General features: G+C 48.5%; 21 protein-coding genes and 4 tRNA genes. 7 read left to right on the forward strand and 18 right to left on the reverse strand.

The window, feature by feature from the left end:
- The 3 genes from XMM383_RS10790 to XMM383_RS10800 all read right to left on the reverse strand — a co-directional run.
- Positions 1–451: deoxyribodipyrimidine photo-lyase (locus XMM383_RS10790; RefSeq protein ID WP_173506473.1), on the reverse strand; the 451-nt coding region annotated here is incomplete at its 3' end.
- A 55-nt stretch (positions 452–506) separates the two neighbouring features.
- Positions 507–1,157: a ChrR family anti-sigma-E factor gene (locus XMM383_RS10795; protein ID WP_173494829.1), complete on the reverse strand. Its 651-nt coding sequence runs from the start codon at positions 1,155–1,157 to the stop codon at positions 507–509.
- Positions 1,154–1,759 carry a sigma-70 family RNA polymerase sigma factor gene (locus XMM383_RS10800; RefSeq protein ID WP_173481378.1) on the reverse strand — a complete coding sequence of 202 codons (606 nt, stop codon included), beginning with the start codon at positions 1,757–1,759 and terminating at the stop codon, positions 1,154–1,156. Before XMM383_RS10800 ends, XMM383_RS10795 begins: the two co-directional genes overlap by 4 nt.
- A gap of 162 nt (positions 1,760–1,921) precedes the next feature.
- Between XMM383_RS10800 and XMM383_RS10805 the strand changes: the two genes are divergently transcribed.
- The 5 genes from XMM383_RS10805 to XMM383_RS10825 are packed head-to-tail and all read left to right on the forward strand — an operon-like array spanning position 1,922 to position 7,132.
- The gene (locus tag XMM383_RS10805; RefSeq protein WP_173484610.1) at positions 1,922–3,280 is read left to right on the forward strand and encodes an NAD(P)/FAD-dependent oxidoreductase; all 1,359 of its coding nucleotides are present in this window, start codon (positions 1,922–1,924) and stop codon (positions 3,278–3,280) included.
- Positions 3,280–4,074 (forward strand): DUF1365 domain-containing protein, encoded by a 795-nt coding sequence (locus tag XMM383_RS10810; RefSeq protein ID WP_173481380.1) that lies wholly within the window; start codon positions 3,280–3,282, stop codon positions 4,072–4,074. The genes XMM383_RS10805 and XMM383_RS10810 overlap by 1 nt, the downstream gene beginning before the upstream one ends.
- Positions 4,061–5,296, forward strand: coding sequence for a cyclopropane-fatty-acyl-phospholipid synthase family protein (locus tag XMM383_RS10815; RefSeq protein WP_173481381.1), 1,236 nt, complete (start codon positions 4,061–4,063; stop codon positions 5,294–5,296). Before XMM383_RS10810 ends, XMM383_RS10815 begins: the two co-directional genes overlap by 14 nt.
- A complete protein-coding gene (locus XMM383_RS10820; RefSeq protein ID WP_173488733.1) occupies positions 5,268–6,584 on the forward strand; it encodes an MFS transporter in 1,317 nt (438 codons plus the stop codon). The genes XMM383_RS10815 and XMM383_RS10820 overlap by 29 nt, the downstream gene beginning before the upstream one ends.
- 29 nt (positions 6,585–6,613) lie before the next feature.
- On the forward strand, positions 6,614–7,132 hold the full coding sequence (locus tag XMM383_RS10825; protein ID WP_173481476.1) for a DUF3833 domain-containing protein: 519 nt from the start codon (positions 6,614–6,616) through the stop codon (positions 7,130–7,132).
- Here XMM383_RS10825 and XMM383_RS10830 read toward each other — a convergent pair.
- The 3 genes from XMM383_RS10830 to XMM383_RS10840 are packed head-to-tail and all read right to left on the reverse strand — an operon-like array spanning position 7,104 to position 8,975.
- Positions 7,104–7,529: a nuclear transport factor 2 family protein gene (locus tag XMM383_RS10830; RefSeq protein WP_173481383.1), complete on the reverse strand. Its 426-nt coding sequence runs from the start codon at positions 7,527–7,529 to the stop codon at positions 7,104–7,106. The genes XMM383_RS10825 and XMM383_RS10830 overlap by 29 nt on opposite strands.
- A complete protein-coding gene (locus tag XMM383_RS10835; RefSeq protein WP_173481384.1) occupies positions 7,526–8,260 on the reverse strand; it encodes an SDR family NAD(P)-dependent oxidoreductase in 735 nt (244 codons plus the stop codon). The genes XMM383_RS10830 and XMM383_RS10835 overlap by 4 nt, the downstream gene beginning before the upstream one ends.
- 1 nt (position 8,261) lies before the next feature.
- Positions 8,262–8,975 carry a DUF6134 family protein gene (locus XMM383_RS10840; RefSeq protein ID WP_173494828.1) on the reverse strand — a complete coding sequence of 238 codons (714 nt, stop codon included), beginning with the start codon at positions 8,973–8,975 and terminating at the stop codon, positions 8,262–8,264.
- A 100-nt stretch (positions 8,976–9,075) separates the two neighbouring features.
- Between XMM383_RS10840 and XMM383_RS10845 the strand changes: the two genes are divergently transcribed.
- Entirely contained in the window at positions 9,076–9,630 is a 555-nt protein-coding gene (locus XMM383_RS10845; RefSeq protein ID WP_173481386.1) for a peptidylprolyl isomerase, read from the forward strand.
- Here the strand turns inward: XMM383_RS10845 and XMM383_RS10850 are convergent.
- From XMM383_RS10850 to XMM383_RS10875, 6 genes are read right to left on the reverse strand one after another with little or no spacing between them, the layout of a single operon-like run.
- The gene (locus XMM383_RS10850; RefSeq protein WP_173483387.1) at positions 9,627–11,834 is read right to left on the reverse strand and encodes a heavy metal translocating P-type ATPase; all 2,208 of its coding nucleotides are present in this window, start codon (positions 11,832–11,834) and stop codon (positions 9,627–9,629) included. The two genes, XMM383_RS10845 and XMM383_RS10850, sit on opposite strands and share 4 nt — an antisense overlap.
- 9 nt (positions 11,835–11,843) lie before the next feature.
- A complete protein-coding gene (locus XMM383_RS10855) occupies positions 11,844–12,284 on the reverse strand; it encodes a YiiD C-terminal domain-containing protein (RefSeq protein ID WP_173481388.1) in 441 nt (146 codons plus the stop codon).
- Positions 12,277–12,837 (reverse strand): nitroreductase family protein, encoded by a 561-nt coding sequence (locus XMM383_RS10860; protein ID WP_173481389.1) that lies wholly within the window; start codon positions 12,835–12,837, stop codon positions 12,277–12,279. The genes XMM383_RS10855 and XMM383_RS10860 overlap by 8 nt, the downstream gene beginning before the upstream one ends.
- An 11-nt stretch (positions 12,838–12,848) precedes the next feature.
- A complete protein-coding gene (gene queF / locus XMM383_RS10865; RefSeq protein ID WP_173494827.1) occupies positions 12,849–13,673 on the reverse strand; it encodes an NADPH-dependent 7-cyano-7-deazaguanine reductase QueF in 825 nt (274 codons plus the stop codon).
- A complete protein-coding gene (locus XMM383_RS10870) occupies positions 13,673–14,446 on the reverse strand; it encodes an ABC transporter permease (protein ID WP_173483389.1) in 774 nt (257 codons plus the stop codon). The genes queF and XMM383_RS10870 overlap by 1 nt, the downstream gene beginning before the upstream one ends.
- The gene (locus XMM383_RS10875; protein WP_173481392.1) at positions 14,446–15,369 is read right to left on the reverse strand and encodes an ABC transporter ATP-binding protein; all 924 of its coding nucleotides are present in this window, start codon (positions 15,367–15,369) and stop codon (positions 14,446–14,448) included. The genes XMM383_RS10870 and XMM383_RS10875 overlap by 1 nt, the downstream gene beginning before the upstream one ends.
- A gap of 82 nt (positions 15,370–15,451) precedes the next feature.
- On the opposite strand from XMM383_RS10875, the gene XMM383_RS10880 reads away from it, so the two are divergent.
- Entirely contained in the window at positions 15,452–15,865 is a 414-nt protein-coding gene (locus XMM383_RS10880; RefSeq protein WP_173481393.1) for a PA2817 family protein, read from the forward strand.
- Between the two features lie 11 nt (positions 15,866–15,876).
- Here the strand turns inward: XMM383_RS10880 and XMM383_RS10885 are convergent.
- From XMM383_RS10885 to XMM383_RS10910, 6 genes are all read right to left on the reverse strand, one after another.
- Positions 15,877–15,952 (reverse strand) — tRNA-Gly (locus tag XMM383_RS10885).
- A 5-nt stretch (positions 15,953–15,957) separates the two neighbouring features.
- Positions 15,958–16,033, reverse strand: a tRNA-Glu gene (locus XMM383_RS10890).
- A 16-nt stretch (positions 16,034–16,049) separates the two neighbouring features.
- Positions 16,050–16,125, reverse strand: a tRNA-Gly gene (locus XMM383_RS10895).
- 3 nt (positions 16,126–16,128) lie between these two features.
- Positions 16,129–16,204 (reverse strand) — tRNA-Glu (locus tag XMM383_RS10900).
- Between the two features lie 151 nt (positions 16,205–16,355).
- Positions 16,356–17,198 carry a pirin family protein gene (locus XMM383_RS10905; protein ID WP_173494826.1) on the reverse strand — a complete coding sequence of 281 codons (843 nt, stop codon included), beginning with the start codon at positions 17,196–17,198 and terminating at the stop codon, positions 16,356–16,358.
- 34 nt (positions 17,199–17,232) lie between these two features.
- Positions 17,233–17,820 (reverse strand): FMN-dependent NADH-azoreductase, encoded by a 588-nt coding sequence (locus XMM383_RS10910; RefSeq protein WP_173494825.1) that lies wholly within the window; start codon positions 17,818–17,820, stop codon positions 17,233–17,235.
- Positions 17,821–17,904: the final 84 nt, after the last annotated feature.

The following is a 17,904-nucleotide window of genomic DNA, read 5'->3' on the forward strand; positions in this document are numbered from 1 at the left end:
GGGTATAGACTTTAAAGTCTGTACCCGTTTGAGTTTTAACCTCTCCGGGTGGAATGATCACCTCACCATGAAAACCCTGACAGCTCACATCAGGTTGAAGGGCTGCAACGACTGCATCATCGCGCAACTGCTCATTTAGTGGATACTCGTGATTGAAGAAAAAGTGAGTTGCTGACAACTCTGTTGCCAGGTTTCTAATGGCACTGGCACAGTGATCAAAGTGCCCTGCCTGAATCACTTTTAAGGGCACATTGAGAGATTCAAGCTCGCCTTTAACCTGCAGTAACCGATCTCGCCATAGCCCCATACGTTGAGGCGATTCGTTATGTTCCGACCAGCTCTCATGAGTCAGACAGACAAGGGCCACCGTGGCCAATCCATTACGTTGCGCAGCTTCCAATGCTGGGTTTGCGGCTACTCTAAGGTCATTGCGAAACCAGACGATATTCATGTTTTCCCCAAAAAAAAGACCGGCTTTAAAACCGGTCTTCTTATTTCAATAGTGATTACAGACCAATGAATGGCTGAGCCAGACGACCCATAATACCTGTAAATTTAAGTGGCGCTTCAGTTGCGATCAGACAGATGCACTCAGAACCGGTATCAACGATCGGCTGGTGTTTGATCTCTTCATCAAGATCTGCGACATCGCCCTGACAGAAACGCCCCACATCGTCACTGTACGAGCCACGAAGGATCATCGTCAGCTCATTACCCTTGTGGGTATGGTGCGGCACAGAGACGCCAGGCTGAATTCTAAGAAGACGACACGCTCCCTCTCCAGGGAAATTAAAATCGTAATGTTGCACACCCGGGCCAAGACGCTTCCACTCAATGGCATCCAGGTCAGATCCGACAATTTGCGCCAGAGGTTCTGGAACTTCTGCACTGCCTTTGACTTTGACAGCTCGTTCAGCAACCACCTCTTCGCTACCATCGAGCATACCCAAAATGGAGTCTAAAGAGCCTTCGCTCATCGCTTGCGGTTGGATGTCAGCAAGTAACTCACCGCCGATACACTCTGCTTCCCAAGCTCTAGTTTGACAGGTCTTGCACCAGTGAAGATGACTATCAACCAACAGTGTCATACCATCAGACAGCGCGCCGGCGGCACGTGCCATAAGGGTAGCATCGTCAAGATGATGACTTATTTTCACTCTTCTTCTCCCCAATGAGCTTTGAGTTTGCTGAATGCCAATCTCAATCTCGATTTAACGCTGCCGAGCGGTATACCTAACTGCTCGGAAATTTCTGAATGACTCTTACCCTCATAATATGAGAGGTAGAGAACCTGTGCCTGAGCTTCAGGCAACTTGGCGATCGCTCCGCTCATTCTCTCTTCGAGAACGGCATGCTCGCCGTAATGACGTTGATCGGGATCGATCTCTTCTTCAGGTAACTCGTATTCAACCGCTTTCTCTCTGCGAAGGCGATCGATGCATTGGTTTCTTGCCAATGTGAAAATCCAGGTACTGGCACTGGCTTTACTGCGCGTGTACAGGTGCGCTTTACGCCATACGGCCAGCATCGATTCCTGTGTCAGCTCTTCGGCTGCCGCTACCGGCATTCCAAAACGGATAATGTACGCTTTCACTCTGGGTGCAAAATGTTCGTATAAGCGGCTGAAATCCACTTTACTGCGGGTTTCAGAAAGCGACGCGAGCAGGTCTGACCATGCATCCCGCTCCTTCTTCTTTTTTTGCTCCGCTATTGCCACTGCTGCAGTCACATCAGTTTCCTCGGATCTGTTATCAGTCATCGCTTTCACTACGTTAGAGGGTTTATAAATGGATCACATTTTGAACAGTAAATAGTAAAAATTGACCGTTGGCCACTTTTTTGAAAATAGCCGACATCTTTTGATCTATCAAGGTAGACTGTTCGTAACGAAATTCAAGCTTGTTTTTGCATGGACTCAATAATGAATGTAAGGCCTTTAAAACCATTGAATATCGCAGTTATCGGTTCTGGTATCTCCGGATTATCCGCCGCCTGGCTTTTAAGTAAACGCCATAACGTTTCACTTTTTGAAAAAGATGATCGCCTTGGCGGCCACTCAAATACCGTTGAGATCGACACTCCCGAAGGCAACGTTCCGGTGGATACAGGGTTTATTGTATTCAACCCCGTTAACTATCCCAATCTGGTCGAGTTCTTCAAATATCTCGAAGTAGACACTACCGATACCAATATGACCTTCGGCGTCTCACTAGAGAAAGGCAAAGTGGAGTATAGTGGCTCTGGCTTGGGCGGCTTTTTTGCACAGCGCCGCAACCTCCTCTCTTTTAAACATTGGGGTCTACTTCGTGAGATCTTAGCTTTTTACAAAGATTCTGATCGACTCCATAACGACCCTAGTCTGGCCGAATTAACGCTTGGACAGCTTTTGGAGCGCGAGGGTTACAGTCAAACCTTCATTAATGAGCACCTTCTGCCCATGAGCGCTGCAATCTGGTCAACGCCCATGGATAAGATGCTGGACTACCCTGCAGAGACCTTTATGCGTTTCTGCATGAACCATGGTCTCGTTCAAGTGAAGGACCGCCCACAGTGGCGTACAGTGATAGGTGGTAGTCGCCAATACGTTAATAAAATCGCTGAGCAACTGGGTGATGGCGTCATCTTGAATGCTCGCGTACACCGTGTCGAACGCGATGCTGACGGAGTTACTCTGATCGATCACCACGGACAGAAGCGTCGCTTCGACCAGGTGGTATTTGCATGTCATGCTGATCAGACCCTTGAGATGCTGTCTGACGCAACACCGGAAGAGCAGCGACTTCTGAGCGCCTTTCCTTACCAACGCAATCGTGCGCTGTTACACACTGACACTAACCAGATGCCAGTCCGTAAAGGTGCTTGGTCAGCTTGGAACTATCTGGCCTCAAGCGATCAAGGCGAAGGTGAGCTTGCAGTGACCTATTGGATGAACGCACTGCAGCCTCTGCAAACCAAACAAGATGTGTTTGTCACACTCAATCCTATCGAAGAACCTAAAGCCGATAAGATTCTTGGCAGTTTCCTATACGACCACCCTGCGTTTGATCAACGTTCCATTGAGGCACAGAAGGAGATTTGGGCCATTCAAGGTCAACAACGCAGTTGGTTCTGCGGTGCTTGGATGGGCTATGGTTTCCACGAAGATGGTATCCAATCAGGCCTCGCAGTTGCGGAACAGCTCGGAGGCGCTTTGCGACCTTGGACCGTCGACAACCCCAATGGACGTATTCATGTTCAAGAGCCCGTTAGAACAACGCAAACATCCGAGAGCGCAGCCTAATGTTTAGCTCCGCGCTCTATGAAGGCAAGGTGATGCATCACCGCTTCAAGCCTAAGCGTCACCGTTTCATCTACTCAGTTGCCTCAATGTTGATTGACCTTGATGAGCTAGATAGCCTCGACGCTAATCTGACTCTGTTCTCAAAAGAGCGTTGGAATCTATTTAGCTTTAAAAACCGTGATCATGGCGAAGGGAGCGACCGAGACCTCGCTGAACAGGTGAGAGAGCAGCTGCTGCAATACGAGCTGTCTGAGTATGGTCACAGTATCAAATTACTCTGCTACCCCAGAATGTTTGGGTACGTCTTTAATCCACTCAGTGTCTTCTACTGTTACGACTGTGACGGCAACCTTGGTGTCATTCTTTACGAAGTAAACAACACCTTCGGTGAACGACACAGCTACCTGATCCCAACCAACAGTAAGAGTGATCAGATTCGTCAAAGCAGTGAAAAGAGCTTTTACGTCTCTCCATTTATGCCTATGAAGGCGCCCTATCAGTTTCGCATGCTGGCACCCCATCAGCGAGTCTCTGTCTGCATTCGACAGTCCGACTCAGAAGGGTCCCTTCTGCACGCCACCTTTACTGGTAAACGAACTGAGCTGACGAACAGAACACTGCTAAAAGTCCTGTTTAAATACCCTTTGATGACCTTCAAAGTGATTGCTGGCATTCATTGGGAAGCGCTCCAACTCTGGCTTAAACGCGTACCACTTCAAAAACGAGTCAAAGGTACGACTCATCAAGTGGTTTTAATCGATAATAAAACGAGGGTTTCTGATGCGTCCTTCTGAATACACTACGACCCTTTCCAACCAGCAGCTGTCGTCTCTCGGTTGGTTCAACCGTCGCGCATTGAATCTGTTGCACAAAACACTCGATGGACAGATTAAAGGGCGACTGACTCTTGAGCTACCCAACGGCATGATTCATGACTTTGGCCAGCAGACAGATAATGAACATCACGCCATCATTAAGATTAATAGCTTTAAATCCTTGCGTCGTCTTGTCCGAGGTGGATCTATCGGCTTTGCAGAGAGCTTTATGGATGGCGAGTGGCAAACACCCGATGAGGTCAGCGTTATTCGCTGGGCTCTAGCCAACGAAAACTTAGTGAATGACATCCTAAAGGGCCACCCCCTTCTGCGTTTATTCAATCGTTTAAGCCACTTAGGCCGTGCGAATACGAAAAAGGGCAGCCGCAAAAATATTGCTTACCACTACGACCTAGGCAACGACTTCTATGCTCAGTGGTTAGACCCAAGCTTCACCTACTCCTCAGCTCTGTTTGAGAGTGATGAGACACTGGAAGAGGCACAACTCAACAAGTACCGAACCATTTGCCAGATGTTAGATCTTAAGGCCGGTGAGCATGTGCTTGAGATCGGATGTGGCTGGGGTGGTTTTGCTGAGGTAGCGACCAAAGAGTTTGGCGCCAAGGTAACAGGAATCACTCTATCAAAAGAGCAGCTCGCATTTGCCAAAGATCGAATGAGTCGCTTAGGTTTAAACAATCAGGCGGACCTACAGCTTATCGATTACCGTGACATCCAAGGTGAATACGATCACATTGTCTCAATAGAGATGTTTGAAGCGGTCGGCGAAGAGCACTGGCCAACCTACTTCGAGACACTCAAAAAGCGTCTTAAAAAAGGGGGAAGCGCGGTCCTGCAGATTATTAGCATTGCCGATGATCGTTTTGAACAGTACCGCAGCTCTGCCGACTTCATTCAGCGCTACATTTTCCCTGGCGGCATGCTGCCAAGCCCTACCGCGCTAGAGGGAGAAATCTTGTTAGCGGATCTAAAACTCTGTGAACAGAAGTTGTTTGGTTTGGATTATGCCAAGACCCTAGAGATTTGGCGCCGAAACTTCTTAAACGCTTGGCCAAGCATCAAGGCGACCGAAGCGTTCGATGAGCGCTTTAGACGCATGTGGGTTTACTATCTAGCTTACTGTGAGGGTGGGTTTAGAGAGGGTTCGATTGATGTCGGACTCTACAAAGTACAGCACTAAGCTATCGAAGAGCCAGATAGGATTTTATGCCCTTCCGGCTCTTCCGCTCTCACTTCCAACTCTAGCGCTCTATATCAACCTACCCACTTGGTACCACGAACAGTGGGGCTTATCGCTTGGTCTGATTGCACTGATTCTGTTTTTTGCAAGAGTGTCAGACCTCCTCGTAGATCCCTTTATAGGGAGGTTGAACGACCGACTATCAGACACAACTCAAAGATCGGTCATCATCGCAGGTGGGTTGATCTGTATCCCGTCTGCACTGCTGCTGATTTACCCAGCTGAATCCTATACTGCCATCTCGCTGAGTCTGGGATTAATCGGTCTCTTTTTTGGCTGGACGCTGATTCAAATCCCCTACCTAAGCTGGCTAGTACGTCTAAGCAGCGATGCACAAGAGCGCATAACGATCGCTTCGTTTAGGGAGTTTTTGGGGTTGATAGGCCTTCTGCTCTCCGCGCTCATACCTGCACTGATGGTCTATCTTGGTTACTCAAGCACCGAAGCACTCAGAGCCATTGTTTGGATTGCACTGCTACTGGGGTCCATCACACTGACACTATTGATGGCTAAGGTTCGTTTAAAACCTTTAAATAGAAAAGAGGACTCTCAAACAGATTCAGCCTCCACATGGCGACCGATTCAACGAAATCGCTTAGCAAAGAGACTGGCAATCTCTTGGTTTTTTAATGGTTTAGCGAATGGCGTTCCTGCGACGCTGTTTCCGCTCTACATCACAATGGTTCTTTTATTACCAGAGAGTGACCGAACACTCTACATTGCGATCTACTTTCTCTCTTGCATCCTCTCAATCCCAGTATGGATTAAGCTGACGCGAACCCTAGACCGAATCGATCTTTGGCGAACGGGTATGTTGATTAGTGCCGTCGTATTTGTACCCGCCAGTATGCTGGGTAGTGACACTGCTTGGTTATTCATTCCTATCTGTCTATTAACCGGTGCGATGTTGGGCGCTGATCTGGCGATACCCCATGCGATTCAGGCTGACGTCGCTGATTACCATCAGTGGCGATTTGGACAATCCCAAACGAATTTGCTCTTTGCATTGTGGAACATGATCACAAAACTGGCACTGGCACTTTCAGCCACCCTCGCCTTTGGTCTGCTTGAACTGTTTGGCCAAACACCCTTAGTTTTGGCATTGATCTACGCACTTATCCCCAGCGTACTTAAAATCATAGCCGTGTTGGTCGTAAGAGATTTTAGGTTAAGCGCCAGCACACACAAAAAAATCAAACAGCGTTTAGCTCAGGAGACCATCCGTTGAAAAAAGCGATAGCAGTTTTACTGATGGTTATGTTGAGTGGGTGTTCACAGATGCAGATCGATCAAATCAGTCAATCGCAGCCAGCATTGAAGATTGAGGAGTACTTCAATGGCAAGGTCTATGCTTGGGGTATCTTCGAAGATCGTTTTGGCACCATCAGACGTCAATTTCAAGTTGAGATTGATGGTAACTGGGATGGCCAAACGCTCACCTTAGATGAACAGTTTCTCTATGATGATGGCGAGCGCGACCAGCGCATTTGGGAGATCACATCATCCAACCCAGGTCGTTATGAAGGCCGCGCAGATGACGTTATTGGTTCAGCAACCGGAACCAGCCAGGGCAATGCATTGAACTGGCAGTATGACATCGATTTAAAAGTGGGCGATGGCAGCTGGCGTGTCACCTTCGATGATTGGATGTTGCTGCAACAAGGCGGAGTACTGATCAACAGAGCCTATGTCAAAAAGTGGGGGTTCACGATTGGTACCGTCACCCTAAGCTTTATGCGCGGTGATGCTATGAAGGAAGCGCCATTTTCGCTTTGATCGAGCGCAGAATTCGTCCTAGAAGGGGTAGTTTCATGTACAAGGGTGCACTATCCCAATAGTCTAAATGTTCAGTAATCAATCCGCTCTCATTAATAGAGAGACGACTGACCCCCTCTGTTGTAAACACCCCCAATACAGGCAACTTTGCACGGAACTCCCACCGAACATAAGCCGCCTCTGGCTGTTCACACCATTCAAAGACGGTAAATGATGGATCCTCTGAGCGTTCAAACATATCGGTCAGAATTTCACACATCTTCGAAAAGCCACGAACGTCATTAAACGGATCGGCGAATCGAACATCTGGAGTCACCAGTGATTCAAACTGAGTGACACTGTCCGGTGTTAAGTTCTCAAAAAGCTCAACGTATTGTTTTACCGATGTTTGATTCATCGTTTAGTGACTCGTTTTACCAGAGGGAAATAGAGTTTGTAGGGCAAGTGCCGCAACAAGGCAAGTGTAGCAGCAAAGAGTTTAGGAAAGCGGATCTCAAAACTACGCCCTTTCAGCCCTTTCACAATCTCCGCAGCGGCTTGCTCAGGCGATATCAACGCGGGCATTTGAAATTGATTCTTGTCTGTGAGAGGTGTCTTAACAAAGCCCGGATTGATCAACCGTATATCGACCTTTGAATCCTCTAGCTCAACTCTCAGGGACTCGCACAAATTGATCAGCGCAGCTTTAGAAGCACCGTAGGATGATGCATAAGGGAGTCCTCGGTAGCCTGCTAGAGAGGAGATGACACCAATTTGCCCACCTGATTTAAGATAGGTAGGAAGTATCGCCTCCAGCAGGTAGACCGCCCCGAAATAGTTCACCTGCATTAGCGATTCACAGTTATCTGCATTAAATTCAGTGGCTGGCATCTCTTGGTGCGTACCCGAGCTGATGATGACTTTATCGGGCATGCACTCTTGGCAAATCTCGGCCCAAGCGTTAATACAGGAATCGCGATCTGTCACATCCAGAGGCATATATTGGCAGCCGATAGACTCGGCAAAGGTTATTAAGCGCTCTTCGTTTCGAGCACTGATTAGGACTTGATAGCCCTCATCCAGGTAAGCCTTAGCGAGCGCAGCGCCAATTCCGGTACTGCCTCCAATTATCCAAATTCGACTAGCCACGCTACTCCCTATTCTGAGCCAGAGAGGTCTCTTTAATCAGCTGACCTCCGTTCCATATCACCTGAATATCAGACCCATCCTTGGCTTTAAACTCAAGTGCTCGCCATCGCCCATCGCGATCGTACCAACTGACCGTTCTATCCAGATCACCGCCAAGGCGATAGCCATCCAATTGTACGGTTTCACCTCGGGCATCTAAGAGCGCAGAGCCCACAGACTCTGGTGAAATCTCATCCATATTACCGGTGATACTATTTAATACCTGCCGCTGATCAAGAATCTGCCGATACCAGTGATGGGTCGTCATTAACTCAGCTGGGTAGGCATGCACTCGCCCTTTTTTATCCACTGTCTCTAAAACATCGGATTTTTGGACGGCCGTGACCGATGACTCTTTTTTGTTGCTAACCGTTTTCACGTTGAGCTGCATGAGTCGATCATTTTGCCAAACCTCATTAGCCTGATATCGGTACTCATAGTTGAAAAAGCCAAAGACTTTCGCCGTTAACTCCATCTCGATCTCAGCGGCGACACGATCGTGGGTGACATCACTGAAACGAAGTGTGTAATGACCGACCGGCTCACCTTTGCGATAGACATCGTAAGTGATGACTTCTGGGTAGAGCTTGGCCTGACCAACCAATTGAGAGGCATTCAGGATAGGCGCTAAAAAAAGCCCCATCACAAAAACAGACTGTCTAATTATTAACTTCATAGTCTGGATTACGACACCGAGAGAAAAGTGGTTCTCAGCCGGCAAGAAATTGGGTAGTCTTAGACTAAAGAATTAGTATAAAACGACTTGGAGATAATCGATGCGTTTCAAGAACAATCTGTTCATCGCTTCACTTGTTCTAACCGCTCCGCTGGCTTTTGCTGGTCCTAAGGTAGTGATGCAGACCAGCATGGGAGAGATCAAATTTGAACTCAACGATGAGAAAGCCCCCATCTCTACCGAAAACTTTCTGAACTATGTCGACAAAGATCATTATGAGGGTTTGGTTTTTCACCGAGTCATTCCAGGCTTCATGATTCAAGGCGGTGGTATGGATGCCGAGATGCGTGAGAGAAACACGGGCAGCCCGATTAAGAATGAGTCGATGAATGGGCTGAGCAATGTTCGAGGTTCCATTGCCATGGCCCGAACCCAAGCACCTGATAGCGCCACAGCGCAGTTCTATATCAACACAGTTGATAACTTAGGTCTTGATGGACGAACCAATCGCCCTGGATATGCGGTGTTCGGCAAAGTCATAGAAGGGATGGAGGTCGTCGATAAGATTTCCGCGGTACAAACCGGCAATGTCAGTTACTACCGGAATGTACCAAGAGAGCCGATCACAATTTTGAGCCTAGAACGTATCGATTAGCGCGATAGGTTCACTTGGTTCAGCCTGCGCGCATTGGCAACGACCGTCACTGACGACAGTGCCATCGCTGCGCCGGCGATCATCGGATTGAGTAAAAGACCAAACACGGGATATAGAATACCCGCAGCAACAGGAATCGCCGCGACATTGTAGAAAAATGCGCCGAACAAATTCTGTTTGATATTGTTGACCGTTAATCGCGACAACTGAATCGCATCCGCTACCGCATGCAAAGAGTTCTGCATCAGTGCTACATCAGCAGAAGCTAACGCCACATCAGTACCACCACCCATTGCATAACCAACATCCGCTTGCGCCAGCGCTGGGGCGTCATTAATACCATCCCCAACCATAGCAACCACCTCACCCTCGGCCTGAAGTTGGGCGATTGTCTGCAGTTTTTGCTCAGGCTGAACACCGGCAATGACTTCACTAATGCCTGCTTGTTTGGCGATCGCTTCAGCCGCCACTGAGTGATCGCCCGACAGTAGTACTAATCGAAGACCCATCACTTTGAAACGCTCGACGGCAGATTGACTATCATCACGAAGGGCATCATTCAAAGCAAACAGGGCTAAGACTCGGCTGCTATTAAACAACCAGACCAATGAGGCGCCCTCTTCACTCCACGCTTCTGCATCACAGACAAAATCGGATGAATCGATATCAAAGGTTTCCATCCATTGCCCGCTACCCAAACGATAGGTTTCATCGTCAATGACCGCTTCCACACCAGAACCAGAGATCGATCTGAATTGATCAACCTCGCAAGCGCCTCCCTCGAGTGAATGACTTAAGGCTTTAGAGAGTGGATGCTCAGAGTGTGAAGCAAGCGTTTTGGCGATTGCTGCATACTCAGGTGCAGCATGCTGATGAGTCAGTGAGGGTTTGCCTTGAGTCAATGTGCCGGTCTTATCCATGACGACACAGGTCAGGTCTTGTGATCGCTGCAGGGCATCGCCCTCTCGAATAAGCACACCCATTTTAGCAGCACGACCCACACCCACCATCACTGCCATTGGGGTCGCCAGACCCAACGCACAAGGGCAGGCCACAATTAATACGGTCATGCTGGCTAGAGTGGCATAAGACCAAGTCGGTTCTGGACCAACAAACCACCAGAGTGCAAACACAAGCAGTGCAATAAGAATGACGACGGGTACAAAGATAGAGGCTATTTTATCCGCCAACTTACCCAGTGCAGGTTTGCTGTTTTGTGCCTCTCTGACAGACGATAGGATTTGAGCGAGGCGAGTCTTCTGCCCTACTTCGGTCACACGAACCAGTAAAACGCCCTCACCATTGAGCGTGCCTCCGGTCACTTGGTCATCTAACTGACGTTGAACTGGAACAGACTCACCGGTCAGCATCGATTCGTCAACATAGCTACTGCCTTCAACCACTAGGGCATCAACCGGTATCGTCTGTCCTGGTAGGACTCGGACCAGATCACCAGGCAGCAGGAGTTGAATAGAGACCTCTTTGGCTTCACCTTCAATCACTTTTAGCGCTGTTTTCGGTTGTAAATTCATTAGGTGACGCAAGGCTTCTGCGGTCTGATTTCGCCCCTTAGCCTCTAAGGCTTGACCCAGCAGGATGAAGCCAATAATCATAACTGAGGCTTCAAAGTAGAGGTGTCTGGCTTGCGTGGGGATCGACTCTGGAATCCATTGAATGAACATCAGCAGAAGTGCTGAATAGAGCCAGGCTACCCCGGTGCCCAAGGCAATCAGTGTATCCATATTAAAATCGAGACGTTTAAAACTCTGAAGCGCCCCTCGGAAAATATGGCCACCTGAGTGGAACATCACCATCGCGGAGAGTGTAGCCGTGATTAGGCCATTCACCAGACCCTCTGAACTCTCCACCGGCGGCATGAGGCCTGCCAACATCTGAACCATCAAAAATGCACCCAGGCCAATCGCAACCCAGGCATGAGTGAAGGTCTGTTTTAGCTCTTGTTGATTCTGTTGATCACGAGCCGCAAGATCCTCTTCATTCTCTATAAAAGCGGCACCGTAGCCAGCATTGATGATCAGTTGTTCAACCTCAGTGGTTGGAAGATTCGACTCAACAGTAGCTGTTCGATCGGCGAAGTTGATCGCAAAATCAGAGATATCATCAGAAGCATTCAAGGCCTTTTCGATTGATCGAACACAGCCGGCACAACTGACTTTTGACAAAGCATATTGATGGATCGTCATGACACACTCCTATCGCTGTATAGCGGCGTAATCACCCTGCAGTTCAAACACTGTCTGCTCATTACCCACGGCGACGCTGATTGGTAGCCGCGCACGCTGTTTCTCTTGAAAACGCTGCCAGAACTGCTCAACGACAGCGTCATCTGGCAGTGTCGCAACCGCTTTCAGGCGATCGGTGACAGGGGCTAAATAGCGCTGTTCGCTTTTGGCAATCATAACATCGGCATCAATGCCACGCTCTCTGAGCCATAAGGTCAGCAGACACCAACCGCTCAGTGTCGCGATGGAGGCTATGGAACCCGCAAAGCCCGTTCCCTTATCGTTCAGATTCGGTTCTAGCGGTGCACTAAGTTGAAGTTGATTGCCAGTGTAATCGATCTCATCAATCTGCATAGCAGCCGTTAATGGAATGGCCTGATGCAGCCAACTAAGAAACGCCTGATCACTCACCCGTCCACTCCGCAACATATAGGGACTGATCCATTTCTGGAGCTTGGCGATCTCGCATTGGTTGACCTAAATAGATGAAGCCGACGATCTCTTCATTGTCATTAAGACCCAATCCCTTCTGCACATTCGCATCAAACATCAGATCACCCGAACGCCACATAGCTCCGACACCTTGTGCGTAAGCTGCCTGAACCACAGCTTGCGCGGCACAGGCGGCTGTCATTACCTGCTCAATCTCAGGCACTTTAGGGTGCTGTTGTATCACCGCAATCGCGACCACGATCATCGGTGCTCGAAGAGGCATATTCAGTAGGCGATTTCGTTGCGCCTCTTCAATATCAGGATTCTTAACTAAGGATGCATCAAGGTAGAGCTGGCCTAAACGATCAAGCGCAGATCCTTGAATGGTTAGGAAGCGGTAAGGTCGAAGCAGACCGTGATCGGGCGCTCGCGATGCGGCCTGAAACATCAGCTCCAGCTGCTTTGCTGTAGGCGCAGGCGCTTCCAACATGCCACAAGAGGTACGCTGGGTTAACAGTTCAATCGCATCCATCACAGGGCTCCTTATTGTCGGCTTAATCGTGGATTTTTTGGCAAAGTATCGAGCGTACTACGGTAAGGGTTGATATCCAGACCGCCTCGGCGCACGTAACGCGCATAAACCGTCAACTCTTCAGGCTTACAACGCTCTAAAATATCCATAAAGATCGTCTCTACACACTGCTCATGGAAATCGCCGTGTTCACGGTAGGAGATCAGATAGCCTAGCAGACCTTCCTCATCTATTTTCGGTCCACGATAACTGATTTGAACGCTCGCCCAATCGGGCTGACCTGTCACTGGACAGTTGGATTTAAGCAGGTGAGAAATCAGTGTCTCGGTGACGTTTTCACCTTGACTTGATAGTAGCTCAGGAGCTGGTTCGTAGTGAGCCACCGTGATATCAAGATCATCAATGCAACGACCGTCAAAGGATTCAATCTGCACCGCATCTTGAGGAGAGGTCAACGTCACCCGAACCTGACCGCCCGCCGCGTCTGATAGATCTTTAGCCATCTGAGCAGCCACCTCATCAGCAGAGTCAAAGCGACTCAGATTGTAGGAGTTTAGGTAGAGCTTAAATGACTTAGACTCGACGATATGCGTCGACGTTGCTGGGATATGAAACTGAGCCAGTGCAACAATCGGTTTGCCCTTAGCGTTCAACCAACTGATCTCATAACTGTTCCAGATATCTTCCCCAAAAAAGGGCAAGGTGGAGCGATCAACGCCGCGCGCTTGCCAATTGATATCTCGCTCTATGGGGTAAAGCAGTGAGGGATCGTACTGATTGGCGTAGACCGTCTCTTTACCTAGGGGTGAGTGGAGGACCTTTTCTGGTTCGTTCATTAGCTTCGAATCCCCTTACCTGTGTTTAGAAGGTGCAGCGCAAAGCCACCTAACACTGCAATAAACAGAATGATCATGCCAAACGCAAAGGTGACGTCAATATCACTAACGCCCAAGATTCCATAACGGAATGTATTCACCATGTAGAGAATGGGGTTGAGCTGAGAGACCCCCTGCCAAAACTCAGGCAACAGTGAGATTGAGTAAAACACGCCACCTAAATAGGTTAGAGGCGTCAGAATAAAGGTTGGCACCACCGCAATATCATCGAACGAATTCGCGTAGATCGCATTGATGAAGCCACCCAATGAGAAGACGACAGCAGTCAAAAACAGAATGCTGAGCGTTACAAAGGGGTGCGCTAACGTCAGATCAGTGAAGAACAGCGACAATAGAGTGACGATGAATCCAACGGCTAAACCACGAGCAACACCACCGATGACGTAACCGGCCAAAATCACCCAGTTAGGCACCGGTGCGACGAGCAGCTCTTCAATGTGACGTTGAAATTTAGTACCGAAAAATGACGAGACGACGTTTCCGTAAGAGTTGGTAATCACCGACATCATAATCAGACCCGGCACGATGAACTGCATGTAGTCGAATCCATCCATCTCACCGATCCGAGAGCCAACCAGATTCCCGAAGATAATAAAGTAGAGCGTCATGGTGATCGCAGGCGGAATCAGTGTCTGAACCCAAATTCGAGTAAAGCGTCGAACCTCTTTCACTACGATTGTTGAGAAGGCAACCCAAAGAAGATTTCCGTTCATTATTTAGCCCCCTTGTGTTCAACCAGTTCGACAAACAACTCTTCAAGACGGTTGGCTTTATTACGCATACTAAGCACGGCGATGTTTTGCGCTGTTAACTGCGCGAATACGCTGTTGAGACCATGCCCCTTAGGCAGATCGACTTCCAGGGTATGCTCATCGACTAAACGCGCTTCCAAGCCATCGAGATCGGGGAGACTCTTAAGATCTCGATCAAGATCTAGAATAAAGGTCTCGTTATTCAGTTTAGCCAACAACGATTTCATTGAACTATTTTGAATAATTTCACCCTGATCGATGATCGCGATATTGCGACAGAGTGACTCAGCCTCTTCAAGGTAGTGAGTCGTCAGGATGATCGTCGTGCCCTCTTCGTTGATCTTGGTAAGAAACTCCCACATCGATCGACGTAGCTCAATATCCACGCCTGCAGTCGGCTCATCCAGAATCAGCAATTTAGGGTTATGAACCAACGCACGAGCAATCATCAGACGACGTTTCATACCACCTGAGAGTTGGCGTGCTCGATTGTCACGTTTATCCCATAAACCCAAGGCTTTTAGGTAGTGCTCTGCACGCTCTTTGGCGATAGAAGAGGGGATCCCGTAGTAACCCGCTTGAGTCACAACGATGTCTTCAACTTTCTCAAAGAAGTTGAAGTTAAACTCCTGAGGGACAATGCCCATGCAGAGCTTTGCTTGGGTCAGGTCAGAATCAATATTGTGGCCAAAGACTGACACACTACCATCCGTTTTATTGACCAAGGATGTGACGATACCCAAGGTGGTCGATTTACCCGCCCCATTGGGACCTAGCAGAGCGAAAAAATCGCCCTGCTTTACATCCAGATCGATCCCTTTAAGCGCTTTAAAGCCATTCCCGTAGGTTTTTTCCAACCCACGAATTTGAAGAGCAAGTTCCATTCAGTGCTAACCTTTGAGAAAATTAACTCAGTAACGTATTCATAGTTAAACGCAAATTATACAGACAAACAGGGACTATCCGTTGACCGATTTTCATCAATTTCATCTAAATCTACTGAAGCTTGGCTATAACAACCTTATAAAGCAGCCACCTTTCAACAGTGACGAAACCTTAACAACGGAGTCCGATGAGCTGCTTGCGCTGTTTGAACAGACAATCGCTGCCTACGAAGAGCACTCAGCGGACGCGTTTGAACTGGGCCAGACCCTAATGACGCGAATCGTGGGAGCATTCCCACAACACCTACCCCTGCTATCTCGCGATTTACTCTGGCTATTTGGCGGTGATTGTATTCACTATCTGGGCGATGAGGAGATTGCACAGTACCAAGCACTCGACGAAGCACGATTCGAGCAAGAGTCACAAGATGCAACAATCGACTATCTTCAGCTACGAAATATGATGATTACGCCGTTAGACGATAAGAGACATTAAGAAGAGGAGATTGGAGCGGGAAACGAGGCTCGAACTCGCGACCTCAACCTTGGCAAGGTTGCGCTCTACCAACTGAGCTATTCCCGCAAAAATGGCGTCCCATAGGGGGTTCGAACCCCTGTTACCGCCGTGAAAGGGCGGTGTCCTAGGCCACTAGACGAATGGGACGTCGTAGACAATACATTGGAGCGGGAAACGAGGCTCGAACTCGCGACCTCAACCTTGGCAAGGTTGCGCTCTACCAACTGAGCTATTCCCGCGGATGGCGTCCCATAGGGGGTTCGAACCCCTGTTACCGCCGTGAAAGGGCGGTGTCCTAGGCCACTAGACGAATGGGACAACACTTAATGTATTGCGTTCCTCTGTGAGGAGGCGCAAATAATACGGAGCACCCTATTAGCCGTCAACCCCTCATTTCGAAAAAATTACAATTTTCCTCGAATATTTGAGTCAACTGATTAAATTCTAGGCACCCTCCCCGTTAAAACCTCTAACCTGTCAAACGGTTGGCACGATAATCGGCAATCGCCTGCTCTATCTCATCCGTTGTATTCATGACAAACGGACCATACTGTGCAATTGGCTCACCGATCGCTTCACCCGCAATCAACATCAGTCTCGCCCCCTCTGCACCCGCTGTCAGTTGAATCGCATCACCGTCGGACAACTCGGCTGCCTCATGGATCTCTAGCTTATCATCAGCAAGATAACCCGTCCCTTCGAATAGATAGACAAAACCTGACAGGTTCTCAGCGACAGGCAGTTCAAGCTCGGCATTCGGTGATAAACGAACCTCCATAAAAATGGGCTGACGACTGATCCCTGACACTGGCCCAGTGTAGTGCTGACCATCAAACTCAAACGAACCCGCCACCAATCGAATGAAGGCATTAGGTAGTTGAATCTCGGTGATCTCCTCGGGTTCAATATTTTGATAAGCCGCCGGCTTCATCTTCTCGCTTGCAGGTAGATTGACCCATAACTGGAATCCGCGCATTAAGCCGTTCTCTTGCTGAGGCATCTCTTCATGAATCACACCGCGCCCCGCTGTCATCCACTGCACACTCCCTGGACGCAGGATCCCCTCATTACCCATATGGTCACGATGTTTCATTAAGCCATCGAGCATGTAGGTGACTGTCTCAAAACCACGGTGCGGATGGGCAGGAAAACCGGCAATGTAGTCATCAGGATCGTCTGACGAGAAGCAATCCAACATCAGAAATGGATCGATGCGTGCGAATTGGCTTTTGCCTACACTGCGACGAATCCGAACCCCAGCACCATCCATACTGTCGACGCCGGGTACTCGACGTTTAATCACTCTCATCATGAGGTTTCTCCTTTTTTATAATGACTCTTAACGTTTATACAAAGGCTGCTCGGGCCTGCTTAAGCGACTGGTCTCGATGGGTGTCCATCGCCAGCCCTTCAGCCAACACAAGACGTGTATCTTTAAGTCCAATGAAACCTAGGAACTGTTTCACAAAATCGACTTGGAAGTCTTGCCCCTGCTCTGAGTATAGACCGCCGCGAGTTGCTACTAGGTATACGGGTTTATCTTCGATTAGACCTACCGGGCCTTCCTCTGTGTAATGGAAAGTAACGCCAGCACGCGCTAGATGATCAAACCAGGATTTAAGCTGACTTGGAATATTGAAATTGTACATTGGCAAACCGATAACAATCGTATCAGCCGATTTAACTTCAGCAAGCAGTGCGTCAGCAAACTCAACGATAGCACTCTGTTCAGCGTCACGCTCTTCAGCCGGACTATTCAATGCTGTTACTCGGTAAGCATCCAAATGAGGTACAGGATCACTAGCTAGATCACGCTCGATGACCACGCCATCACTGTTTTCATCCAGCCATTTATCAACAAAGCTTTTCGCCAGTTGCGCTGACTGACCATTGTCACCAAATAGAGAGGTTTTAATATGAAGTAGAGTCGCCATTTCAATATCCTTTTAAAAAATTATCTGTTTGATGAGGTGATAATCTCATCTATAATTTCGATGATAAATAGCAAAATTTAGATT

The organism is Marinobacterium sp. xm-m-383, from assembly GCF_013283255.1.
Classification (GTDB): Bacteria; Pseudomonadota; Gammaproteobacteria; order Pseudomonadales; family Balneatricaceae; genus Marinobacterium_E.